2 protein-coding genes are annotated in these 22,067 nt (G+C 43.1%); both read right to left on the bottom strand.

Annotated features, from left to right (window positions below):
* Window positions 1-35: 35 nt before the first annotated feature.
* A complete protein-coding gene (locus HC733_RS10225; RefSeq protein WP_190364948.1) occupies window positions 36-12,137 on the bottom strand; it encodes a non-ribosomal peptide synthetase in 12,102 nt (4,033 codons plus the stop codon).
* Window positions 12,134-22,066 (bottom strand): non-ribosomal peptide synthetase, encoded by a 9,933-nt coding sequence (locus tag HC733_RS10220; protein WP_190364947.1) that lies wholly within the window; start codon window positions 22,064-22,066, stop codon window positions 12,134-12,136. Before HC733_RS10220 ends, HC733_RS10225 begins: the two co-directional genes overlap by 4 nt.
* Window position 22,067: the final 1 nt, after the last annotated feature.

The raw sequence follows: 22,067 nt of genomic DNA, 5'->3' as shown, positions 1-22,067 counted from the left end.
AAGGTGTACAATGTAGAACAAATATTTTACAACTGTTAATTCAAAACGTAATTCTTTTCTAAAATCTTCACAACCGAGCCCACGTGTGATTTTTGCAGTATGCTCAAATGATTACCTTCAACTTCATAGCTGTTCACCAAATCACATAGCTTGCTCCATCCCATATCCGGCGGAATTAGTTCATTTTCAAAGTGACTCGTAAGCGCAGCTTTGATAATGACAATAGGAAATTTTGCGCCTAGAGGCTGAAGCTTTACGGGTGCATTGAGCTGAGCAGCAAACACTTTGGCAAACCTGCTAAGTTGTGAGATTGAAAAGTGATACCCTGCGGCATTTATAACTTTGCATATCCAACGCAATCTTTGCTCGGGTTTGAGTGCGCTATAATCTTGCCGCTCACTTTGCGAAAGTGGTATCACGAAGAACTCTAATAAATTGTCCAGCATAAGTTGACTACATTGCTCATCGCTCATTGGCGTATATGCATTCATAGGCAATGGCGTATCTATCACAGCTAAGGATAATTCGCTGTGATCCTTTTGCGTTGCCAACCTAACTATTTCGTAGGCGATAAAGCTGCCAAATGAATGTCCAACAATATGCGCGTTGCCAATTCCGGCTTTTTCTAACTCCGATAAATAATGCGACGCAGTTAACGTCACGGAATGAATGGTTTTGTCTTCATTGACAATTTTATCTGGCTGTAAGCCATACACTGGGATGCGTTCATCAAGCCCTTGTACTAGGCTTTGAAACGCCATTAATAGTCCACCAGCGCCTGCAATTAATACAATTGGTGTATAACCGAGCTGACCTGTTTGCAAGCACAAAACGGCCTTATCCTGCAAAGTGACTGACTCGCGTCTAATTTGATTTTCTAGTGCTGCGCTGAGCGTCGCAATCGTTCTATTTTTAAAGATGAGCTCGATAGGCAAGTCGTGATTAAGTTCATCACTGAGTTCACCAATTAATCGCATCGCCAGTAAAGAATGAACGCCTAGCATAAAGATATCGTCATCAATGTTGATGCTTTGCAAATTAAGCAGCTGCTCTAATCGAGTGGCTAGCGCGCTTTGCAGAGGTGTCTTTTGCTTATTATTAGAGAGTCTTTGTTTGCTTTGCATGTTTTGTGCAATGTCTACTAGCTGCTTTTTATCAACTTTTCCATTGGTTGTAAGCGGTAAGCGCTCAAGTAACTTGAAGTGTTGCGGGATCATGTAATCAGGTAATCGCTCAGACAACGCTTTACGCACATCTGCAAGTTCTATGTTAGCAGTACTGCTTATCAAAAATGCCACCAACTGATTGGCGCCATTACTATCATGTCGTACAACCACAGCACATTGCTCAATTTGCTCGTTGAGTAATAAATTACGCTCAACCTCGGCTAGCTCTATGCGATAGCCGCGTACTTTCACTTGTGCATCTAAGCGACCTAAATATTCAACTTCTCGGTTGCCATTGATTCTTACTTTGTCACCAGTTTTGTACCATCTTAGGTCACTCGTGCTGTCGTAAATAAAGGCACTGTCTGTTTTTTCTTTATCTGCCAAATACCCTCTGGCTAAACAAACACCTGCAATATATAACTCGCCTGTCATATAATCCGGCATTACACGTTCATGCCTATCAAATATCGCAAGCCTTGCGCCTGCTATGGGCAGACCAATCGACAATCTTTCATTGTGTAAGTGCGTCACTTCTTTAAGTGTGGCGGATATTGTGGCTTCCGTTGGTCCATAGGCATTGATGAGGCGAATAGATTCACCATAGTGTTGCTGCCAAACATTGAGTGCGCCCGTTTGCATCTGCTCACCGCCTATGGTGATCAATCTTAAATCAGTGCCTAAATCAACTCGCTCCATTGCTAGCATATGCCAATAAGCCGTTGGTAAGCTCATTAGGGTGAGCGAACATTCGCTGGACACTTTTGCCAGTCCTCTGGCTGTTAATAATTGATTTGTATCTGCCATTACCAGTGTTGCACCATTGAGCAATGTGCAAAATACTTCTTCAGCAAACACATCAAAGCTACAACTGGCGAACTGTAAATAATTATCTGCGTGCGTAATGCCGTAACACTTACTCAAAAACGCTACATAATTGCGTACACTTTTTTGCTCAACCATTACACCTTTGGGTGTGCCGGTAGTACCTGAGGTATAGATAACGTAACACAGCGCATCACTACTGCTATCTACACTTGGGATATGCGCGTCGAGCGCATTTGTCGCTGACACTAGCATGTCAAGGTCAATCACCTTCGCGTTTGGCAATTCGCCTTGCCAGTCTGTTGCCGTCGTTATCAACGCTGCAATATCAGCATTTTCAGCAATATAATGGCGACGAGCATGAGGTAGCTGTGGTGAGATAGCTAAGTAGGCAGCCCCCAACTTCAAGCAGGCGATAACCGATATGATTAATTCAAAACTTTTGTCCAAACAAATAGCGATAATTGGTTGTTGAGCGCTTTGACCAAGCTGCTGGTGGATGTAACTGGCAAGCTTACTAGCGCGTTCGTTCAGTTGCGCATAACTCATTTCGATACAGTCATCCACCTGATAAAACCGCAGCGCTGATTTATTTGGATATAGCGCTAACATGCGCTCAAAACGCGTAATCAAGCTTTCGGTTTCGTCAAAGCTGACTGTTTCAGTGCTCGCTATTGAGCTACTAAAAGTATCTAGTGTTGTTTGATGCAACTGCTCATCAGTTAACAAAGGTAGCGTGCATAACAGCTCCTCTGGCTGGATAATAAATAAACCCAACAAATGGCATAAGGTTTCTAAACTTTGCTGTGCAACATGACGGCTAAAATGACTCAAATCATGACAAAGACTCAAAGTTAACTGCTCAGAATCGCCAATAACCAAGGTAAGTGGATAATGGGTATGGTCAACAAACTGTTGGCTTTGTACTTCAAATGGTACTTCGTTGGCATTATCAAGCGGTGCTGTTGGATAATTTTCAAACACATATAACGCATCGAAAAGCTCTGTACCATTGTCAATATCGCTCCAGTTATGCACCTGTGTGAGTGCGCTGTGGCAATATGTTGCAAGCTGCAGATGGTTTTGTTTAACACGCTTTAAATAGCTTAAAACACTATCACCTGCTTCAACATTGAGTTTTACCGCTTGGGTGTTTATGTATAATCCGACGCGTTGCTCAACGTCTGTTAAATCAGTAGGTCTACCTGAGATAGTTTGACCAAATAATGCATAATCACTGTTACAACATGTGCTTAGCCAATAACCCCAAACACCTTGCAGAATATGGTTCAGTGTAAACCCTTGTGCTTTTGCAAAGTGATTAAGCTGCGAGCGCAATTGAGCGTCAATAACAACATCAATTTGACCCACTTTACGCTCATCAGCTGTGTTTTCACACGTAATATGCTCTGTGACTAAAGTTGGCTCGTTAACACCTGACAAATACTCTTGCCAAAATGCCTGCTCACCGAAGCTATTTTGCCTTTGCAGATAAGCTATGTAGTCTTTAAAGTTATCGTCTTTAATATGAATAGGTTGGCCACTTAAACGCGCAGCGTAAAAGGATAACAGGTTGGCAAATAATGTTGGTTGTGACCAGCCATCCATTATCAAATGATGATACGTCCAAATAAACCCATAACGATTGCCTAATAACGGAACCAACCTAAGTCGCATACAAGGCGCTATGGTTAGATCTATTCCTTCACTGTACTCAAGCTCTGCAATTGTTTGAAGATACTCATGCTCCGTCATGCCACTGAGTAAAAACTGTTCTGAGTCATCAATTTGCAGTGGTAGTTGCGGATCTTCTATCACCACCTGCAAAGGTTCATCCGTCGCTTTTATAAATGCAGTTCTTAAAATACTGTGCGTTTTTACAAGACATTGCCAAGCGTAACTAAACGCTTCAATATCAAACTCTCCGTCAAACACCATAGAGACTTGCTCTAAATACGGCACATCTGAGACTGATGCGGTGCGCTGACTTACCAGCCACATGCCTTTTTGCAGCATGCTCATTGGGTAAATATCAGCGATAACTTGCTGGCGGTAAGGTGTAAGCAGCTTTTCTAATTGCAGCCTGGAAACGCCCGTCAATAAGTTAAAGTCGCTGGGCGTATATTGATGAAGCTTGGTATTTGCACAGTGCGTTAGTACCGTTTTAAGGCTTTCTTCAAAATGGCTAGCGAGCATTGCTACATCTGTACTATCTAGCCTTTGTTTATCGTAATCAAAATTAAGTGAGAGTGCGCCATTGTTGATTGCGGCGGTGATCTGCAGGCCATAATAAAGATGATTACAATCACTGTGCAAAGCACCAATATCCTCTGATGCACCCGTTATTAATCCCTCACTGTTTATTGCGTTATCTAATTGCCCTAAATAATTGAAGAAAATTTTATTTTGGCAATCTATATGCAGTGACTGGCGGGTATCCACACCATCATGTCCATAGCGCAGTGCGCCATAGCTACTGGCAATGCCAGTCACATACGCCAGTTGCTCTTTAACACTGCAAATTACTTCATGTAATGAGGCTGCATTACTAAATAAATGAAACGGATACATAGCGGTTAACCAGCCAATACAACGCTCAGCTTTAATTGCTTTATTGAGGGTTTCTCGACCATGGCCTTCAAGCATGATGATTTGTGAACGCGTTTGATAATGCGTCATAGCACACCATTGCAGAGCACTTAGCAGCAGCACTTGCACCGATGTGTTATAGGCAACATTGGCGTCTTGAACTAACACATCGGTTAGTTGTTCACAGCAAACATGCTTGTAGCTAGCAGCTTTTGGTAGCTGATTGTTTTTTGGCTTGCGCAACCGCAACATAGATTTGCTATCAGCTCGCTCCACAAGGGCTTGCCAATAGTTTAAAACATCACTGTGTTGAGCAAGTTCCAAGTAATATTGACTCACCTGATAAAGTGACGCTGTGCGTTTTGGTAAGACAATTTGCTGCCCCTCTATCGCGCTCTCACAAGCGCTCTGAAAATCCTCTAGCAGCAGACGCCATGAAACACCATCTATGATCAAATGATGTGCAACAATAAGCAATCGGTTGTGGGACTCATCGTGTGGTGTTTTGAAAAAACACACTTTCAGTAGTGGCTTACTAGTAAACGCAAAGCTTTGTTGAGCTTTATTGGCTACTTCTAATAAATCTGACTGCCACTGATGACTATCTCGAAGGTCTGTTTGCAACAAGATTTCATCACTGTGAACACTAGGCTGTACTTCTAGCTCATTGCCATGATTTACAACCAAGCGCAGCGCTTCATGTAATTCAATGATGTTATCCAATGCTGATTGAATATGCGCAACGTCTAACAGCTTGTCAGTTGCTAACAGCAGAGCTTGATTCCAGTGCGTTGGTTTTTCAAACGCTTGTTCAAAAAACCACTTTTGTATCGGCAAAGGTGCAACTGGCCCGCTATGTGAGGGAACCGTATCAACGCTAGAAGACTCACTGTGGTTGCCCTTAACATGCTCAGCAAGGCGAGAAACAGTATTGTAATTAAACACATCAGCCACGGATATTTCTATCCCTAAGGCTCGCGCTCTACTGGCTATTTGAATACTTAATATCGAATCTCCACCAAACGCAAAGAAGTCATCATCAAGCGTTAAATTTTTTGTATTCAATACGTTGTGATATAAGTTTAACAACTTACCGGCTATCGTTTCTGGGGGATGCTGCTTATCGCTAGTTTGTAGCTCTTGATGGGGTTGCTCATTGCACGCCATGAACATTTCGTCTAAAGCTTTATGGTCAACCTTCCCATGAGGTGTTAACGGTAATGTTTCAAGCGCTATATAGTGACTGGGGTGCATATATGCTGGTAGTTTGGCCGCTACATAATTTTGCACCGCATGCACAACGCTATCTTCAGTAAACACCGTTTCATCAAAGCACAAAAATGCCACTAGTTGTTTTGCGCCACTGGCTAAAGTGCATAGCTGTACCACGCATTCATCAAGCTCAGGGCAAGTGAGAATGACCTGCTCTATCTCGGCAAGCTCTATGCGATACCCTCTTAATTTAATTTGATTATCTAAACGCGAAATGTAAGCTATCTTGCCATTTGCACGCAGACGCACTAAGTCTCCCGACTGATAGGCTCTAACACGTTGCCCTGTGGGTGTATTGAGCATCACAAAGCGCGACTGAGTAAGCTCTGCTAAGTTTAAATAGCCGCGCGCCAACCCTAAACCCGCGATGTATAGCTCCCCTACCATTCCTGCAGGCACTGGCTGCTTATTGTTATCAAGAATATAAAGATAGGTATTATCTATCGGCTCACCGATATCTGGCACTTTGTTATCTGATTTTACAATTCCAGACGTGCTTACCACCGACGCTTCTGTTGGGCCATAATTATTCACGACCGAAAATGGCAGTGAAGACACATTGATGCGATTAAGTTTGTCCCCTCCGACCAACAGATACGTCAAATATTGAGGAGTGAAAGTGTCATCTGCCAACATCACCTCAGCAATAGGTGTGGCTAGAAAACAATGCGTTACCTTGTAACGTGTAAATAGTCCAGCAAGTTTATCTGGAGAATTTAAGACCGGCTTAGGCACAGTGACAATGGCTGAGCCCGCGCATAGATATGGCCAAATCTCCCAAGCCGCAGCATCAAAGGCGATATTGGCGGTTTGGCTTGCCACACTGTGGTCATTCACATTAAAGCTGCGGTTATGCCAGTTACACAAGTTCATCAAGCCACAATGCGGGATCATTACGCCTTTAGGATTGCCAGTAGTCCCTGATGTATAGATCACATAGGCAAGCTGCTGAGCATTTATGGAAGGTAAACAGTGCTCGTTATGAGCATTATTGATAATATCTTGTTCAGTACGATAATCGTCAATACAAATAATACTAGGCGCTACATTGTTACTGGCCTTAAATTTATCAATGTGCTCACTGTGCGTTATCACAAACGCAGCGTCACAGTCTTCGCTAATAAAACTAATTCTTTGCTGAGGATAATTTGGGTCAACGGGTACATAGCAGCCACCTGCTTTTAAAATACCCAGCATGGCAACTATTAGATCAGCACCAAAAGCCATACTGACGACTACTCGCTGCTCATGTGTTATCCCTTTGGCAATTAAATACTGCGCCAATTCATTACTGCGCTTATGCAACCAGTTGTAACTCACATGATGGGTCTTTTGTGAATCAATTAGCGCGGTGCGCTCTTTGGCGGTCGTGGCTGTTTCGATAAATTCATCTAGCACAGTTCTAGAGTATGCTTCTTCAGTATGTCGGCCTCGAATTATTTGTGCTTGAGACTGCGCTTTAGTAAGCAACGGCAAAGTATTTACCGTGCTCATAGGTTGCTCGACTATCTGCTCTACCAGCACCTGAAAGGCGTTAGCCAACGACGCTATCGTTTGCTCGTCAAACAAGGCGTTGTTATATACCCAGTTAAATTGCATTTGCGCATCGTTTTCGTGGCAACTGAGTTCAATATCAAACTTGACACTCAAAGCATGTTCATCGATTGGCTCTGCGTGTATTTGTGGTAACTTTAGTTCAGTTTCAATCTGAGGATTAAGTGAAAACGTCAGTTGGAACACGCTTTGATGACTCAAGTCTCGACTGAGTTTCAGCCTTTCGATGATCTGTTCAAAAGGCATCTCCTTATGCATATGAATATTTTCAAGTAGACTCTTTTGCTGCACTAATAAGTCTTCAAATCCGATACCATCGGTGATCACGGTTCTGATCGGCAAAGTATTTACAAAAAAGCCAATCATGTGTTCTAACTGGGTATGATTTCTTCCTGAAAATGGTGCGCCCACAACGACATCATTGGTATTGCTAAATCGTGCTACCGTTAACGAAAAAGCAGTATGCAACCAAGTGAACAAGGTCACGTCTAAACGCTGACAATGAGCCCTAATGGCGCCTCCAAGTTGCTTTGAAAATTGCATTTGATATAGCTTTGCTTTCGTTACCAATTGCTTAGTTCTGGGGTTATCAACCGGAAGCTGGTGCAAAGGTGGCGCTCCATCAAGGTGGCTTAACCAAAATTGCGCATGCTCATCGAGTTTTTCAGCATTTAATACATCTCGTTGCCAAATTGCATAATCTCGGTATTGAATTGGCAATGGGGTTCGCAGTGTCTCTGGTAAAGCATGCTTATGCGCGTAGCTTTGATAAAATTGCGTAAATTCTTTTACTAGTATATTTAAAGACTGCGCATCGCTTGCTATATGATGCATATTAACCAGCAGTCGGTATTTATCAACGCCCAGCTTTAACAGCGTAACGCGCAGCATATTGTCTTGGCTTAGCTTAAATGGCGTTTGTCTATCATCCCTGAGTATTTTTAACCATAGTCTTTGTTGTTGCTCGATTGTCAGTGCATTTGCATCAACATAGTTCACAAGATCGTCGTAAGATTGCTTAACCAGCTGATATGGTTGCCCTTGTTTTGAGCATACAAAGCATGTTCTAAGCACTTCATGGCGCTGTGCTATCGCATGCCAAGCTTGAGTAAACGCGTCTATATTGAGTTGCCCAACAAGTTCAAAAGCTGCACTCATATGGTATTCAAGACTGCCCTGTTGAATTTGATCTATGCTCCACAACCGTTGCTGCGCAAAAGACAACGGTATTACACCACCTCGCTCATGTTTTTTGAGAGCCAACTCGTTATCGCTCGCCTGGTCGCCATTATTGTGGTTATGCTGCGCTATTTGCGCTAGCGACTTCACGTCTGGTCGTTGGAACAAGTCTTTAAGCGTGATATTTAATTTGGCTTTTTCACGCAACTGCGTTACCGCTTGGGTCGCCAGTAAAGAATGGCCCCCCAACCTAAAAAAGTGATCGTCACGGCCAACACTTTCTAGTTGCAGAATTTGTGCAAAGCAATCCGCTATTTTCCTTTCAAACTCGGTATTTGGTGCATTGAAAGAAGCTGATTGAGTCGTTGGTACGGCCAATGCGAGTAACGCCTTTTTGTCTACCTTGCCGTTACTTGTCAGCGGCATGCTGTCAACGGCTATGACATTCGTAGGCAGCATAAACTCGGGCAATGTTTGCCTTAAAAACTGCTGTACCTGCTGGGTTAAATCATCAAATTGTGCAGCTTGTGCTAGTACAACAAATGCGCAAATTGCAGAGCCCAGCGTATCGTCTTGCTTAAGCAAGGTGACAACTTCTGTGAGCCAGGGGTGAGTACGTAGTTGGTTTTCAATTTCCCCCAGCTCAATACGATAGCCACGTACTTTGACTTGGTCATCTATACGACCTACATACAGTAACTCACCACTACAAAGGTAACGAGCTAGATCGCCGGTTTTATAAAGCCTGCTTGAGTGGTCACTAAATGGGTTAGTGATAAAGCGTTGCTTATTAAGACCTTCTTTTTGCCAATAGCCGCGGCAAACACCTTCACCGCCGACATACAATTCGCCAATCGCGCCATAGGGTAAAGGCTGCAAATACTTATCAAGTACATAACAAGATGTCGTTGGTATTGGTTTACCTATGTTACTCGCGCCTTGTGCAATGTCCTTATGTGTTATTTGCTTGTACGTAACATGTACTGTTGTTTCTGTAATGCCGTACATATTAATTAATTTGCACTGATTAAATTGCTGCGCCCAAGGTAATAACTTAGCTGGTTGTAGCGCTTCACCGCCAAAAATAACATAACGAATGCAGTTTTGTGCTTGCAGCGTTTTGTTGAGTTTGAGCATATTATCTTGCAGCACATAAAATGCACTGGGGGTTTGATTTAATACGGTGATTTTTTGCTCAACAAGTAACTTTGCAAATGCTTCGCTATCTTTACTCGTCTCCTTGCTCACAACAACTAGACGACCGCCAAATAACAACGCGCCATACATTTCCCAAACAGAAAAATCAAAACAAAATGAATGGAATAAAGTCCATACATCTCGCTCATCAAAATCAAACAAACCAGGGTCGGTAAAAAGCAACCTCACTACATGGCGATGCTCAATCTGTACACCTTTTGGTCGCCCTGTGGTGCCTGAGGTGTAAATCATATAGGCTAGATTTTGTCCACTGATTGGCATTTGCAAATTAGCGCTTTCGCCATGTGTATCACGTATAGCCGCTTCGCTAATATTAATCACGCGCATACCAAAAGAGTCGAACACCGCGGCGCTGGTGTTATCACAGACCGCCAGTTCTCCACCCACATCCTTGATGATGTACTCAATACGATCAGCCGGATAATCTGGGTCGATTGGCACGTACGCACAACCCGCTTTTAAAATAGCAAGCAGGGTTACAACCATATCAACGTTGCGGCTCACACTCACAGGGATCAGTTGCTCGGCTTTTACACCGTGGCAAATAAATAAGTGAGCCAATTGATTTGCCCGCGTATTGAGTGCTTGATAAGTTAAGGTAAGGTTTTCATCTACAAGCGCGATGCGCTCAGGGTGACACGTTACTTGGCGTTCAAAAATCTCAACAAGGTGCCTATCAGATGGCCACCGTACCTGCGTACACTGTGGTTGCTTTAAGATCTTCAAAGCCTGCTTTTCGTCTAATAAAGGTATGCGTGCACAAGGCGTGTCAGGATGTGCACATGCATGCTCAAGTAACACAGCAAAACTATTTGCCCAATGCACAATTGTGTCTAGCTCATATAATGCATCATCAAATTTCCAATTTAATGTTACGCCTTGCTCTGATAACTGTACATTTAGTTCTAAGTCACACTTAATTGCACACTGGTGACTGCTTTTGGGTTTAACCTCTTCAATCGTTAAGTTAGGTAACGCAAAGCTGCTATCGCTGGTTTGTTCCAAAGTGAACAAAATCTGCACCAATGGGTGATGACTTAAATCGCGCTTGCACTTTAGCGCATCAACCAGTTTATCAAACGGTACCGACTGATATTCAAACGCCTCGAGTATGGTGTGTTTTTGGCTTTGCAACCAATCGCTAAATTTACGCTCATCGTCAAGTGTTGCTGGGATCACTATAGTATTCGCAAACAAGCCGATTAAATTGTTCAGTTCAGGGCGGTTACGCCCAGACACAGGCGTGCCCAATGCGACGTGCTCAATCTGACTAATACGGCCAATAAACAACATAAAGCAACTCAGCACCCACATAAATGGGGTAACTTGATGCTGTGCGACTTGCTTTGACAACATGTTGGCAAGTTCACCATCAAGCGTTTGTCGATATATCTGCCCGCTGGTCGATTGTACCGATGGTCTTGGTCTATCCGCTGGTAGAGATATTATCGGGTCCAAATCCACAAGTTTGCTACGCAAGTGCGCAAGTGCGTTATCTAAATACGCATCGTTTAAAGTTTGCCTTTGCCAAAGTACATAATCGGCGTACTGAATGGGTAACGGCTGCACCTCGTAGCACTTATCTTTAAGTAGCCCACTGTAGAGTATTTCCAGCTCACCAACCAAGCACTCAAGCGAAGCACCATCGGAGATAATATGGTGCATGTTAAACGTCAGCCAATATTCATCGCCAACGCTCAGCAGTAACACTCGTAACAGTGGCCCTCGTTCAAGATCCAAAGGATCTCTTTTAAATTTTTCGATAAACTGTTCAGCCTTAGCAACTAGTTCATCTTTGCTTTGTTGGTGTTCTACAGCAGCTAAGTTTTTCTCTTCGCCAACATTAACAGCAACAAATGGCACTGATATATCTGCTGAAATAATTTGCTGTGGTACACCTTGTTGATCAGCAATAAAACGTGTTCTTAATATTTCATGTCGCTTTACTATTTGCTCGAATGCGCGCTCAAATACAGGAACATTCAGATATCCGCGCATCTTAAAAACCGCAGATATATAATATTGCTCGCCGCCTTGTAATTGCTCAATAAACCAAAGCCCTTCCTGCGCAAAACTCAAAGGGATCTTTGCTGGCCTTTGATATTGCTTTAATTGCTCACCAGCCTGTGCCTGACTCATTTGCTGAGATAGCTTTTGGGCAATAAAATATTCAATAATCTCGGTTTTATGGGCAACAACCTTTGCCTTTAATTCTTCAGGAAAATCACCGCTTTGTTTAAACGCCAATCCGCCATTTTTTTCATACAAAGTGATACCCGCTGCAAGTGCTTCACCGATTAAGTTTTCAATTTGTAATGTTTGCTCATTCATCATAAAAACATCTCTTCAGAAGTATCACTGGTGTTGTCTTGAGGATTGATATTTTCAGCAGCTTGATTGATAGCATACCACTGTGACAACGCGGCTATTGTTGGCCGTTCAAAGAGTACTTTGACCGGAATGTCGATGTTGAGCTGCTCTTTGATAATGGATACGCATTGTGTGGCCAACAATGAGTGCCCGCCAAGTGCAAAAAAGCTATCGGTGATACCAACACTTTGAACATTAAGTAAAGCGGCAAAAATCTCTGTGAGCGTGGTTTCTAACTCGTTACGCGGTGGCACTTTTTGTGTAATGAGTTCACTTTCATTACTGATTAATTGCAGCTTTTTGGTATCGATTTTTCCGTTTAAGGTTAGCGGCATAGCGCTTAGCGCAACCACCTTGCTCGGTTGCATGTAATGTGGCAAATATCTCGCGGCATGTTGCAATAGCGGTTCAAGCTGTGCTTGATTTAACACATAACTCGCTTTGTCTTTTGGATGATTGTCATCCTCTTTGAGGACTACAAATGCTTCAAGTGCATCTTGGTGTTGATTTAACAACACCACGGCTTGCTCAACCTGTGGCACCTGATTTAAGTGATACTCCACCTCCGCTAATTCAATTCGATAGCCTCTGAGTTTAACTTGATGATCATAGCGGCCATAAAATTGCAGCTGCGTGGGATGTCCTTGCTCATCAGTTAACCAGCGAACTTTATCGCCAGTACGATAATAACGCGTGGCGTTATCTAGCCCTTGCAAGGTCATATGTATAAATTTTTCTTCAGTGAGCTGGCTATTATCGAAGTAACCGTGCGCTAAATTTGGTCCGGCAATATATAACTCACCACACACCCCAAGCGGAACTAACTGTTGATGTTCATCAACCACCAACATATGCGTGTTCATAATAGGTCGCCCTATAGGAACGCTATGTTCCCCCGTTGCAACCAGCGCTTGGATATCATCTTTATTGGTATTGTAAACACAGGTTCCAACGGTCGCCTCTGTTGGACCGTATTCATTCACCCATAAACAATTTGGCAAATATTGAGTAAGCTGCTCTAGCAGTTTAACACTCAGAGCTTCACCGCCAACAACCATGACATGGTTAGTTAACACCGGCTGCTCTGGTAGCATATTTAACAGCCCTTGTAAGTGCGCCGGAGTGAGTTTAAACAGCCTTGAGGTGGGTGCTGCAAAAACGTTGTGCGCTAAAGTGTTAATAAGCGTATCGTCATCAGCGAGTACCTTAACAGCAATGCCGCTCAGTAATGCAGCCCATATGCTGGTAACCGATGCATCAAAAGCCATTGGTGTGCTTAAAACGGATACCTTTGGCTGCGTAGCAAAATAGTGAGCTTGAGCATGAGTTAAATACACACCCAGATTAGCATGACTAATCGCCACGCCCTTTGGTTGCCCTGTCGTACCAGATGTATAGATAATATAGGCAAGATCGTCTGGTGCTACCGACACCTCAATATTTTGCGCACTTGTTACGTTGTGCTGCGCCAGCTCATTCATATTTGCGACAGCGATCGCTGCGGCTTCGCAATACTGACAAATTTCAAGATTCTGAGTGTGTTCACCCACAATTATGCAACTAACACGAGCGTTTTGGATAATGTAACGACATCGTTCGGTAGGTAACTTAGGATCAACCGGCACATATGCTGCCCCCGCATACCAAATGGCGATAATCGCCACAATCATGTCACTTGAAGCAGGTAAACAAATCGCTACTCTATCGCCTTTTGCAACATTGTTAGCTTTTAAAACTGCAGCCAATTGCAATGCCCTTTGCTGTAATTCAAAGAAACTTAACTGCTCGCCACTGGGCGCGATCACAGCCACATCGTCCGCACATTGAGCAATAACTTGATTGAGCTTTGCAACCAAAGACTGATATTCAAAACTACTGTTTTGGTTTAGTGAAAATAGCTTTGCAAGATATCGCTGCTGCTCTTTCGTGTTCAAAGGCACCGTTTTGATATTTAAAGTAGGCGTTTCAAGCAACGCTTCTATCATTACGCTGAACGAATCAGCCATTTTTTGGATACTTGCTCGTTTGAACAGCGATGTTGCAAAATTCCACTGCAGCTCTATACCTGAGTCTCGTTCTATCGCATTGACTTCCAAATCAAACTTCATGTTATGCGTTTGTGGTGGTAATTGCGTTATTTGCAAATCAGGAAGTTCAAACTCAGTCACCTCGTTATTTTGCAGCGCAAACAAGATTTGGAATAAAGGCTGGTGGGCTAAATTACGCTCAGGCTGAAGCAGCTCAACTAACTGCTCAAAAGGGACTGCCTGATGTTTAAATGCATCAACAATCACATTTTTTTGCTGCTGTAAAAATGCGGCAAAACTTTGCTCGTCATCCGCTTGCGCTCTGATCACCAAAGTATTAACAAAAAAGCCTATTAAGTCAGATACTTCAGGTTGCTCTCTGCCTGCAACTGGTGAACCAATTAAGACATCAGAGGTTTGACTAAAGCGCATCACCAATAACGAAAATACGCTGTGTAACCACATAAACAAGGTTACACCTTGCTGAGCACATTGGTCGTGGATAGCCTTGGTGACACTTTGTGGCAAGCATTGAATATAAGTTTCACCCGCTAATTGCTGTAATGAAGGCCTTGATTTATCCAACGGCAGTTGATGCAAACTTGGAATACCTTGCAATTGCGTTTGCCAATAGCTTAAGGAGTTTTCTATCGCCTCTTGGTGCGCTGACTGACGTTGCCAATAGGCAAAATCTGCATATTGGATAGGCAGCGGCTGGCTTAATTCGGCTGGCAATTGATAGCCTGTTTCACTATTAAAGTGGCGATAAAATGCAATGAACTCTTTAACCAAAATAGCCATTGACCAACCATCACTGGCAATATGATGCATGTTAAAGAGAATGTGATAACGCATCTGAGGCAGCGTAATAATCATTACGCGCAGCAATACATCTGTGCTCAAATTGAACTGCGCAGCAAGCGCCTCTTGTTCTAATCTTGCGATGTTGTGATTGAATTGCTCTTCGCTGCTTGTCGACAAGTCATGAACTATGCATGGCACATCAAACCTCTCATTGACAAGCTGCTCAGGCGCTTCGCCACTACTGCCCGGCAAAATGTGCGTTCTCAGTACTTCATGGCGACTAATGATGGCGTTAAATGCCTGTTTAAAGGCATTAATATTTAACGACCCTGTGAGTTCAAAACTCGCGGGCATATGATATTGCGTTGCCCCTTGCTGAAGTTGCTCTATTAGCCACAGGCGATGCTGAGCATAAGACAGAGGGAGGCGTTTAGTCCGAGATACGGGGATAATCTTGTTACTATCATCGATTAGCGGGCATTGCTCCAAAGCCTCAGCAAGCGATAAAACACTGGGAGTTTTAAACAGCTGCTCTAACGTGATATTGAAGTTTTTGTCTTCTCGAATTTGACTAATGAGGCGTATAGCCAATAGCGAATGACCACCTAATTCAAAAAAGCTGTCTTCGAGCATGACATTCGACGTTTGCAACACTTCACTATACAGTTGCAGCAAATAAGCTTGCAGCCCGGATAAAGTTGTCAGCTCTATTTTCGCAGTCGGTTGTGTAGCTGCTTCAACAAAATGCTGATGTAACGCAGTTAAGTCTACTTTGCCGTTTGGCGTCAGTGGTAAAGACTCAACTTGGTTAAATTTACTAGGCACCATGTATGCGGGCAATTTATTCGCTAAGTGCTTTTTAAGCTTTTTAACGTCAAAAGACGATTTCGGCGTAACGACATAATGAGCGCATAAAAACGCGCCCTTCACATCCATTGTCACTGCACAATCAACAATCGCGTCGAATTCTCGTATGTGATGACATATAGAGCCCGTATCAATGCGATAGCCTCGTAATTTAATCACATCATCTTTGCGTCCACAGTATCTTAAGTAACTGGGCTGACTACCATCATTTGAATGCCATTTAACGATGTCACCGGTACGATAGAAGCGTTGCTTTATAACACCTTCTTTAAAAGGCACTCGAATATCGACAAACTTGTTCTCATTCAATTGCGCTTGATTGATATAGCCCGCACTCACCACAGGGCCACTGATCAATAGCTCACCTGGCATATTAATCGCAGCAACTTGGTCAAATTTATCAACCACCATCATGCCAACCTGTTCGATAGGCAACCCAATCGGCATATCTGGCAGTGTATCTAAGTCGGTAAGTGACATGCTCGGTGCAATCGTATAAACACTCGACCCAACGGTCGTTTCAGTTGGACCATATTCGTTTATCCAGCGCACTTGCGGGAGTCTATTTTTCAAAGCACTGATAAGCGAAACTGGAAGCGCTTCACCACCCACCACGACCGTATGTTTGCAATCGTAATTGAATAAACCTTCTGAAAGCGCCTGCACTGCCTGCAAATGAGCGGGCGTTAGTTTGAAAAGCAGATTGTTAGGCGAATTGAATAATGCCTCTGTTAGTGCCGATAACTGCGAAACATCATCGGATAAAATATTAACTGTGCCACCTGTGACAAGCATTGGAATGAGCGAGGTAACCGTTGCATCAAACGCCAGCGGCGTACTGACTACAGATTCTTTTTGCGCTTTGCTGTCGTCTAGATAGTGCGTACAAGCATGCTGCAAATACGCGTTGAGGTTACTGTGACTAATAGCCACACCTTTTGGTTTGCCCGTCGAACCAGATGTATAGATTATGTAGCACAGTAACTCGTAGGCATTGTGCGTACTTTGGATTTCAGGAAGAGCTGTTGGATATATACTGAAGTTGCCTTGGGGCTCAAAAATATCGTCGAGCAGTAAAAAGTCTGTCCCGCATTCGATGAGTCTAGGTGCGTCATCGCTTAGTGCTAAGATAAGCGTCATTTGGGCATCATCAATAATAGTTGCAAGCCCATCGAGTGGCATATCAATGTGTAACGGCACATATACGTGTTGCGTTTTCAAAATAGCTAAAACACCAACCACCATATGCGCACTGCTTGGCAGCAAAATACCAATTCTACTTTGCACAGCAAACTCCATTTCCAGTATGCTGTGCGCTAACTGGTTTGATAGCGCTTCTAACTGAGCATAAGTGATTACTGTTGTATTGTTTCGCACAGCGATATTACGTGGCTGCTGCTGTGCTAATAAGCTAAATCTATGTGCCCAGTTAGTTACTTGCACAGAGTCAATTTCTACATAGCGCGCATACGTCAAGAGTTGTTCTTGTTCAGCTTTCGAGCACACTTCAAGCTGCGCTAATGGTGCATCCGAGCAAGCCATACATTGCTCAACTACATGGCAATACTGGTTAAAGAAGCGTTCAATACTGCTCTTATCCCACAGCGAATCATCGTACAACCACTCCACAACAATCTGCTCGTGGCTATCAATAACACTGACCTCTAAATCGAGCTTAGCTTGGCGAATTGGCGTGTCGAGAATTTCAACTTCTACACCTTCAAGCTGTAAGGCTTCGTTAATTTGATTGTTAACTCTAAAGACAATTTGGATCAGTGGATGAATGGCGATGTTTCGCTCTACATTTAACTGCTCAACGAGTAAATCAAAAGGAACCGATTGGTTTTGTAGCGCTTCATTAAGCGTCTGTTTACAGGAACTCAGTGTTTGCGAGAAGGTATTATCTGAGTCGACCTCATTAAATAGCACCAACGTATTGATAAAGTTACCAATCAGTGGCTCAAACTCACTGATTTCTCTACCAGACACGGGGGTGCCTAATGCAACGGTTTGCTGCTGAGATAAGCGGCTCAACCACACGCAAAATGCGGTTTGTAATACTAAAAATAAAGTATGACCAGACGCTTTTATATAGTTGCGCAGTTTACCTTCTAAGCTTGCAGGTAGTGCCTCACAATACAATGCCCCACCGGCGAGTGATTGGTTGCGCCGCGCTCTATCTGTTGGTAACTCATGTACTTTTGGGATACCAGTAAGTTTACTGCGCCAATAATCCAGGTCACTTGTATTGTCGGATGTTTGAAATTTATTACGCTGCCAATAAACAAAATCAACATAACTGTTTGCCAATAGCTGATATGGCTGCTCGTTCGCTCTTAAACGTTGGCTGTAAAATTGTGTTAGTTCTTTGCACAGAATATCAATTGACCAACCATCCGAGACAATATGATGCATAGTTACAATCAGCATATGCTCGGTATTTTGCAGCCTAATCAATTGCCCTCGGATCATAAGATCACGTTCTAAGTCAAAGCTATGGTGATAATCAGACTCAATGATTTGCGCAATTCGGTTGCGTTGATGCTCAGCATCAAGAGATATTAGGTCATGAAAAACCAACGAAAACGTTGCAAGTGCACTTTCGAATTGGACGGCATCCCCTCCCTGTTCAACCTTATAGTTAAACCTTAATATACGATGCCTATCAATGATGTTATTGAACGCCGCTTCTAGCGCATTGCGGTTTAGTTCGCCATGTAATTTGAATATCCCTTGCAAATTATATTGGCTGCTATGACCTTGGAGTTGGTCAATAAACCAAAGTCTTTGCTGTGAAAATGACAGTGGATGATGAGTGCCCGAGTGTACGCTTTCAGTCAACCCACTACTCATTGTGTTTTGGCTGTCAGTTTGGCTGCCAGCATTATTGATTTGTGAGCGTTGCAAGCACTGAGCTAACTCCGCAATCGTCGGGTTAGCAAAAATTGTTTTTAAAGATAACGATACGTCAAAACTATCTCTTACTCTATTGAGCAGTTTCATAGCCAGTAACGAATGCCCACCGATAGCAAAAAAATCATCGTGTATGCCAATTCGGGTATGGCCTGTTAATTGCTCAAATATAGTCGCCAGCAGTTGCTCCACATCAGAGTTTGGGGCAACAAAGTTTGCACTATCCAACTGTAATGGCTGTTCGCCAAGTGCATTACGGTCAACTTTACCGTTTGCAAGCAAAGGTAACTTGTCACAAACAACAATCACACTAGGAACCATTGGCTCAGGCAAGTAGCGTTTCAAATCCATTTTTATATGCTGTTGTATTTGGCCGCTACTCAGTGCTTTTTGCTTAGGAACAACAAACGCGACAAGGGTTGCTGAGTCTGCTTGAGATTTGCATACGACAACGGCAGATTTGACTTGTACTAATGCATTAAGCTTGGCTTCAATATCTTGTAAATCAACTCTAAAACCTCTTACTTTATACTGGTTATCCAAGCGGCCAAGATATTCCAGTTGCCCTGCGTGGTTTAATCGCACCTTGTCTTTAGTGCGATAAAAACGATGTCCTTGTAATGTTACAAAGGCATCAGTGCTGGTTGCAGGTACATTGATATAGCCCAAGGCAATACTTTCACCGCCGATATATAACTCCCCAGGCGTGCCTGTTGGGACGCTTTGCAAGTTTTTATCTAACACTTTTACATGCACATGAGAGAAAGGCTTACCAATGCTATAGCTTCCCCAGTTACTTTCACTGTTTGGCGCAAGTTTATAAGCACACACTCCAATACAGGTTTCTGTTGGACCATAGTGATTATAAATATCTGCCTCTGGGCAATAGTCTCGAATAGCGTACACCAAAGGTTCACTCAATGGTTCACCACCAAACACCCATTGCTTGACTGCAATTGGTTGTGTCTGTTTTATCGCCAATGGCACTATTTCATTCGCAAAAGACGGCGTGATCTTTACAAAATTAATCTGCTGTCTGTCTAACTCGTTAACAATGAATTGCGGCTCAAGTTGTGATTGTTCAGAGCCGATAAAAGCGACACTGCCACCGTTGGCTAACACAGGATATATCCCTGTTAAACACAAATCAGTGGCAAGCCCTGTCAATACAGCTGATTTAGTCTGTGAGTTAAACTCAATTACTTCAGCGACACCCTGAATATAGCTGGTTAAAGCGCGGTGCGGCACCATCACGCCTTTTGGTGTACCTGTTGAGCCAGATGTAAACATCACATACGCGCAATCATCGGGTTTAACGTCAATACTAATTGGCTCCAACAGCGTTTCATTCGCTGTGAGCGTTTGGTATGGATGCAGCAAAATTGATTTATCTGCAAGTTTTTCAATGTCATCAGCGGCCAGTGCGTTTGAGTCAATCGTAATTAAATGAGCACAGCTGGCTTGATTTAACACTTCAAAAATACGATTTATCGGTGTGCCCTGCTCAATCGGCAAATAGGCTAATCCAGCCCTCATAATTCCTAACATAGCGACTAAGCAATCGGCAGAGCGATTGACGAGCAATGCCACTGGTTTATCATCAGTCACTCGACTGTCTTTTCTAAGAACATTCGCTAATTGGGCGCTCAGCGAGTCTAACTGTGCATAGCTGTATACCTTGTCGCCGCCATCATATAATGCAACCTGTTGCGGATGTTTTTGTGCTTGGCGCACAATCTGCTCAACAACACTTACAAATTGTGGTTGTGTAGATTGCTGCGTTAAAAGCTGCTCAGCCTTGTGCACACTGGGTAAGGATACACTGATAATGCTCTGCTGTTGATCAGCGCAAAACGCTTCTATAAGTGCAACATAGTCAGATGCCAATGCAGCAATGAACTCGCTATCAAATAACTGTGAACAGTAATCTATATTTGCAGTTAAACCAGACTCTGTGCGTGACAGATTAAGCGTTACATCGAATTTTGCGCTGTGGTTGTCTAGCGGAATAAGCTCTGCTGATAGCCCACTCGAGGATAGCTTATCTGTGACCACCGCATTGTAATTAAATAACACTTGGAATAATGCCGAGTGGGCGCTTGATTTTGGTAAGTCCAATGTTGCGATAATATCTTCTAACGCAACATTTTGGTTCGCTAAACCATGTTTAACCGTGTCCTTAACGACAGCCACAAGTTGTGCGAAGGTAGGTGATTGCTCAAACCTTACCCGCATTGGTAAGGTATTGATAAAACAACCAATCATATCTTCAAATTCGGTTTGAGTGCGGTTTAAAACAGGCACACCCAAGGTGATATCTAGCTTTTGGCTATAACGATACAACAACGCATAAAAAACACTTAAAAAGCCAGAAAAGGGAGTGACTTCCAATTGCTTGCAGCACTGCTCAAAACGTTGTGCCAAGGCATTATCAACAGTGAAATACGTGGTATCACCGTTATAATCTTTATTCGCCGAGCGAGCATGGCAAGTTGGCAGCTCAAAAAGTTCAATACTCGTAAGCTGATCTTGCCAATAGCTAAGCTGGCGCTGGTAATCGTCAGTTTGACGAAATTGTGACTCCCAATATACATAATCTTGATATTGCAAAGGTTTATCATTGGTTGTGGGGCTTTCGCTCAACTGTGCTAACAAGGCTTGAACAAATAAGCCCACAGACCAGCCATCAGCAACAATATGGTGCATAGACAAATATAACCACTGCCCCTGCTCCCGTTCGTCGTCAGTAAAAAAAGTGCCTCTCACTAACAGCTCGTTGACTAAATCAAAGCAATATCTCAACTCACTGTGCAGCTGTTTAACTAAACTCGCTTTTGACGGGTCTGCGCTTGTTGGTCGTACAGTTAAGCAGAACTGGTAATCTTCATTGACCCTTTGAATAGCACCATTGTCGCCATCAAAAAAGTTACTTCTTAAAATATCGTGCCGAGACAGCAAATTGTTTATTGCACAATTTAAATCGCTAACAGAGACAGAACGAGAAAATTTAATCAAGCCTGCCATGTTATAAGCGTAAGACGGCTGTTCATACTGCGAAATAAACCAGATCCGTTGCTGAGCGCTCGATAAATACCCTTGCTTGAGGTTATGCTGACTCATGTAAGCGATTAGATGTTCTTTGTTAGCCTTGATTTGGGCCAATAAATCCTGCGCAACAGTATCTAGTTTTGTTCTTAGTTTTAGCTTGCCCCCTTGCAGATATACATAAATACCACGGCTATCTAAGTCAGCTAAAAAACTTTTTATCGCTATATTATCCATA

Origin of the sequence: Pseudoalteromonas sp. S16_S37, from assembly GCF_014694405.1 — a bacterium.
GTDB lineage: Bacteria > Pseudomonadota > Gammaproteobacteria > Enterobacterales > Alteromonadaceae > Pseudoalteromonas.
Note: the sequence above shows the minus strand (reverse complement) of the source record. Positions and strands in the feature narration are given on the sequence as shown.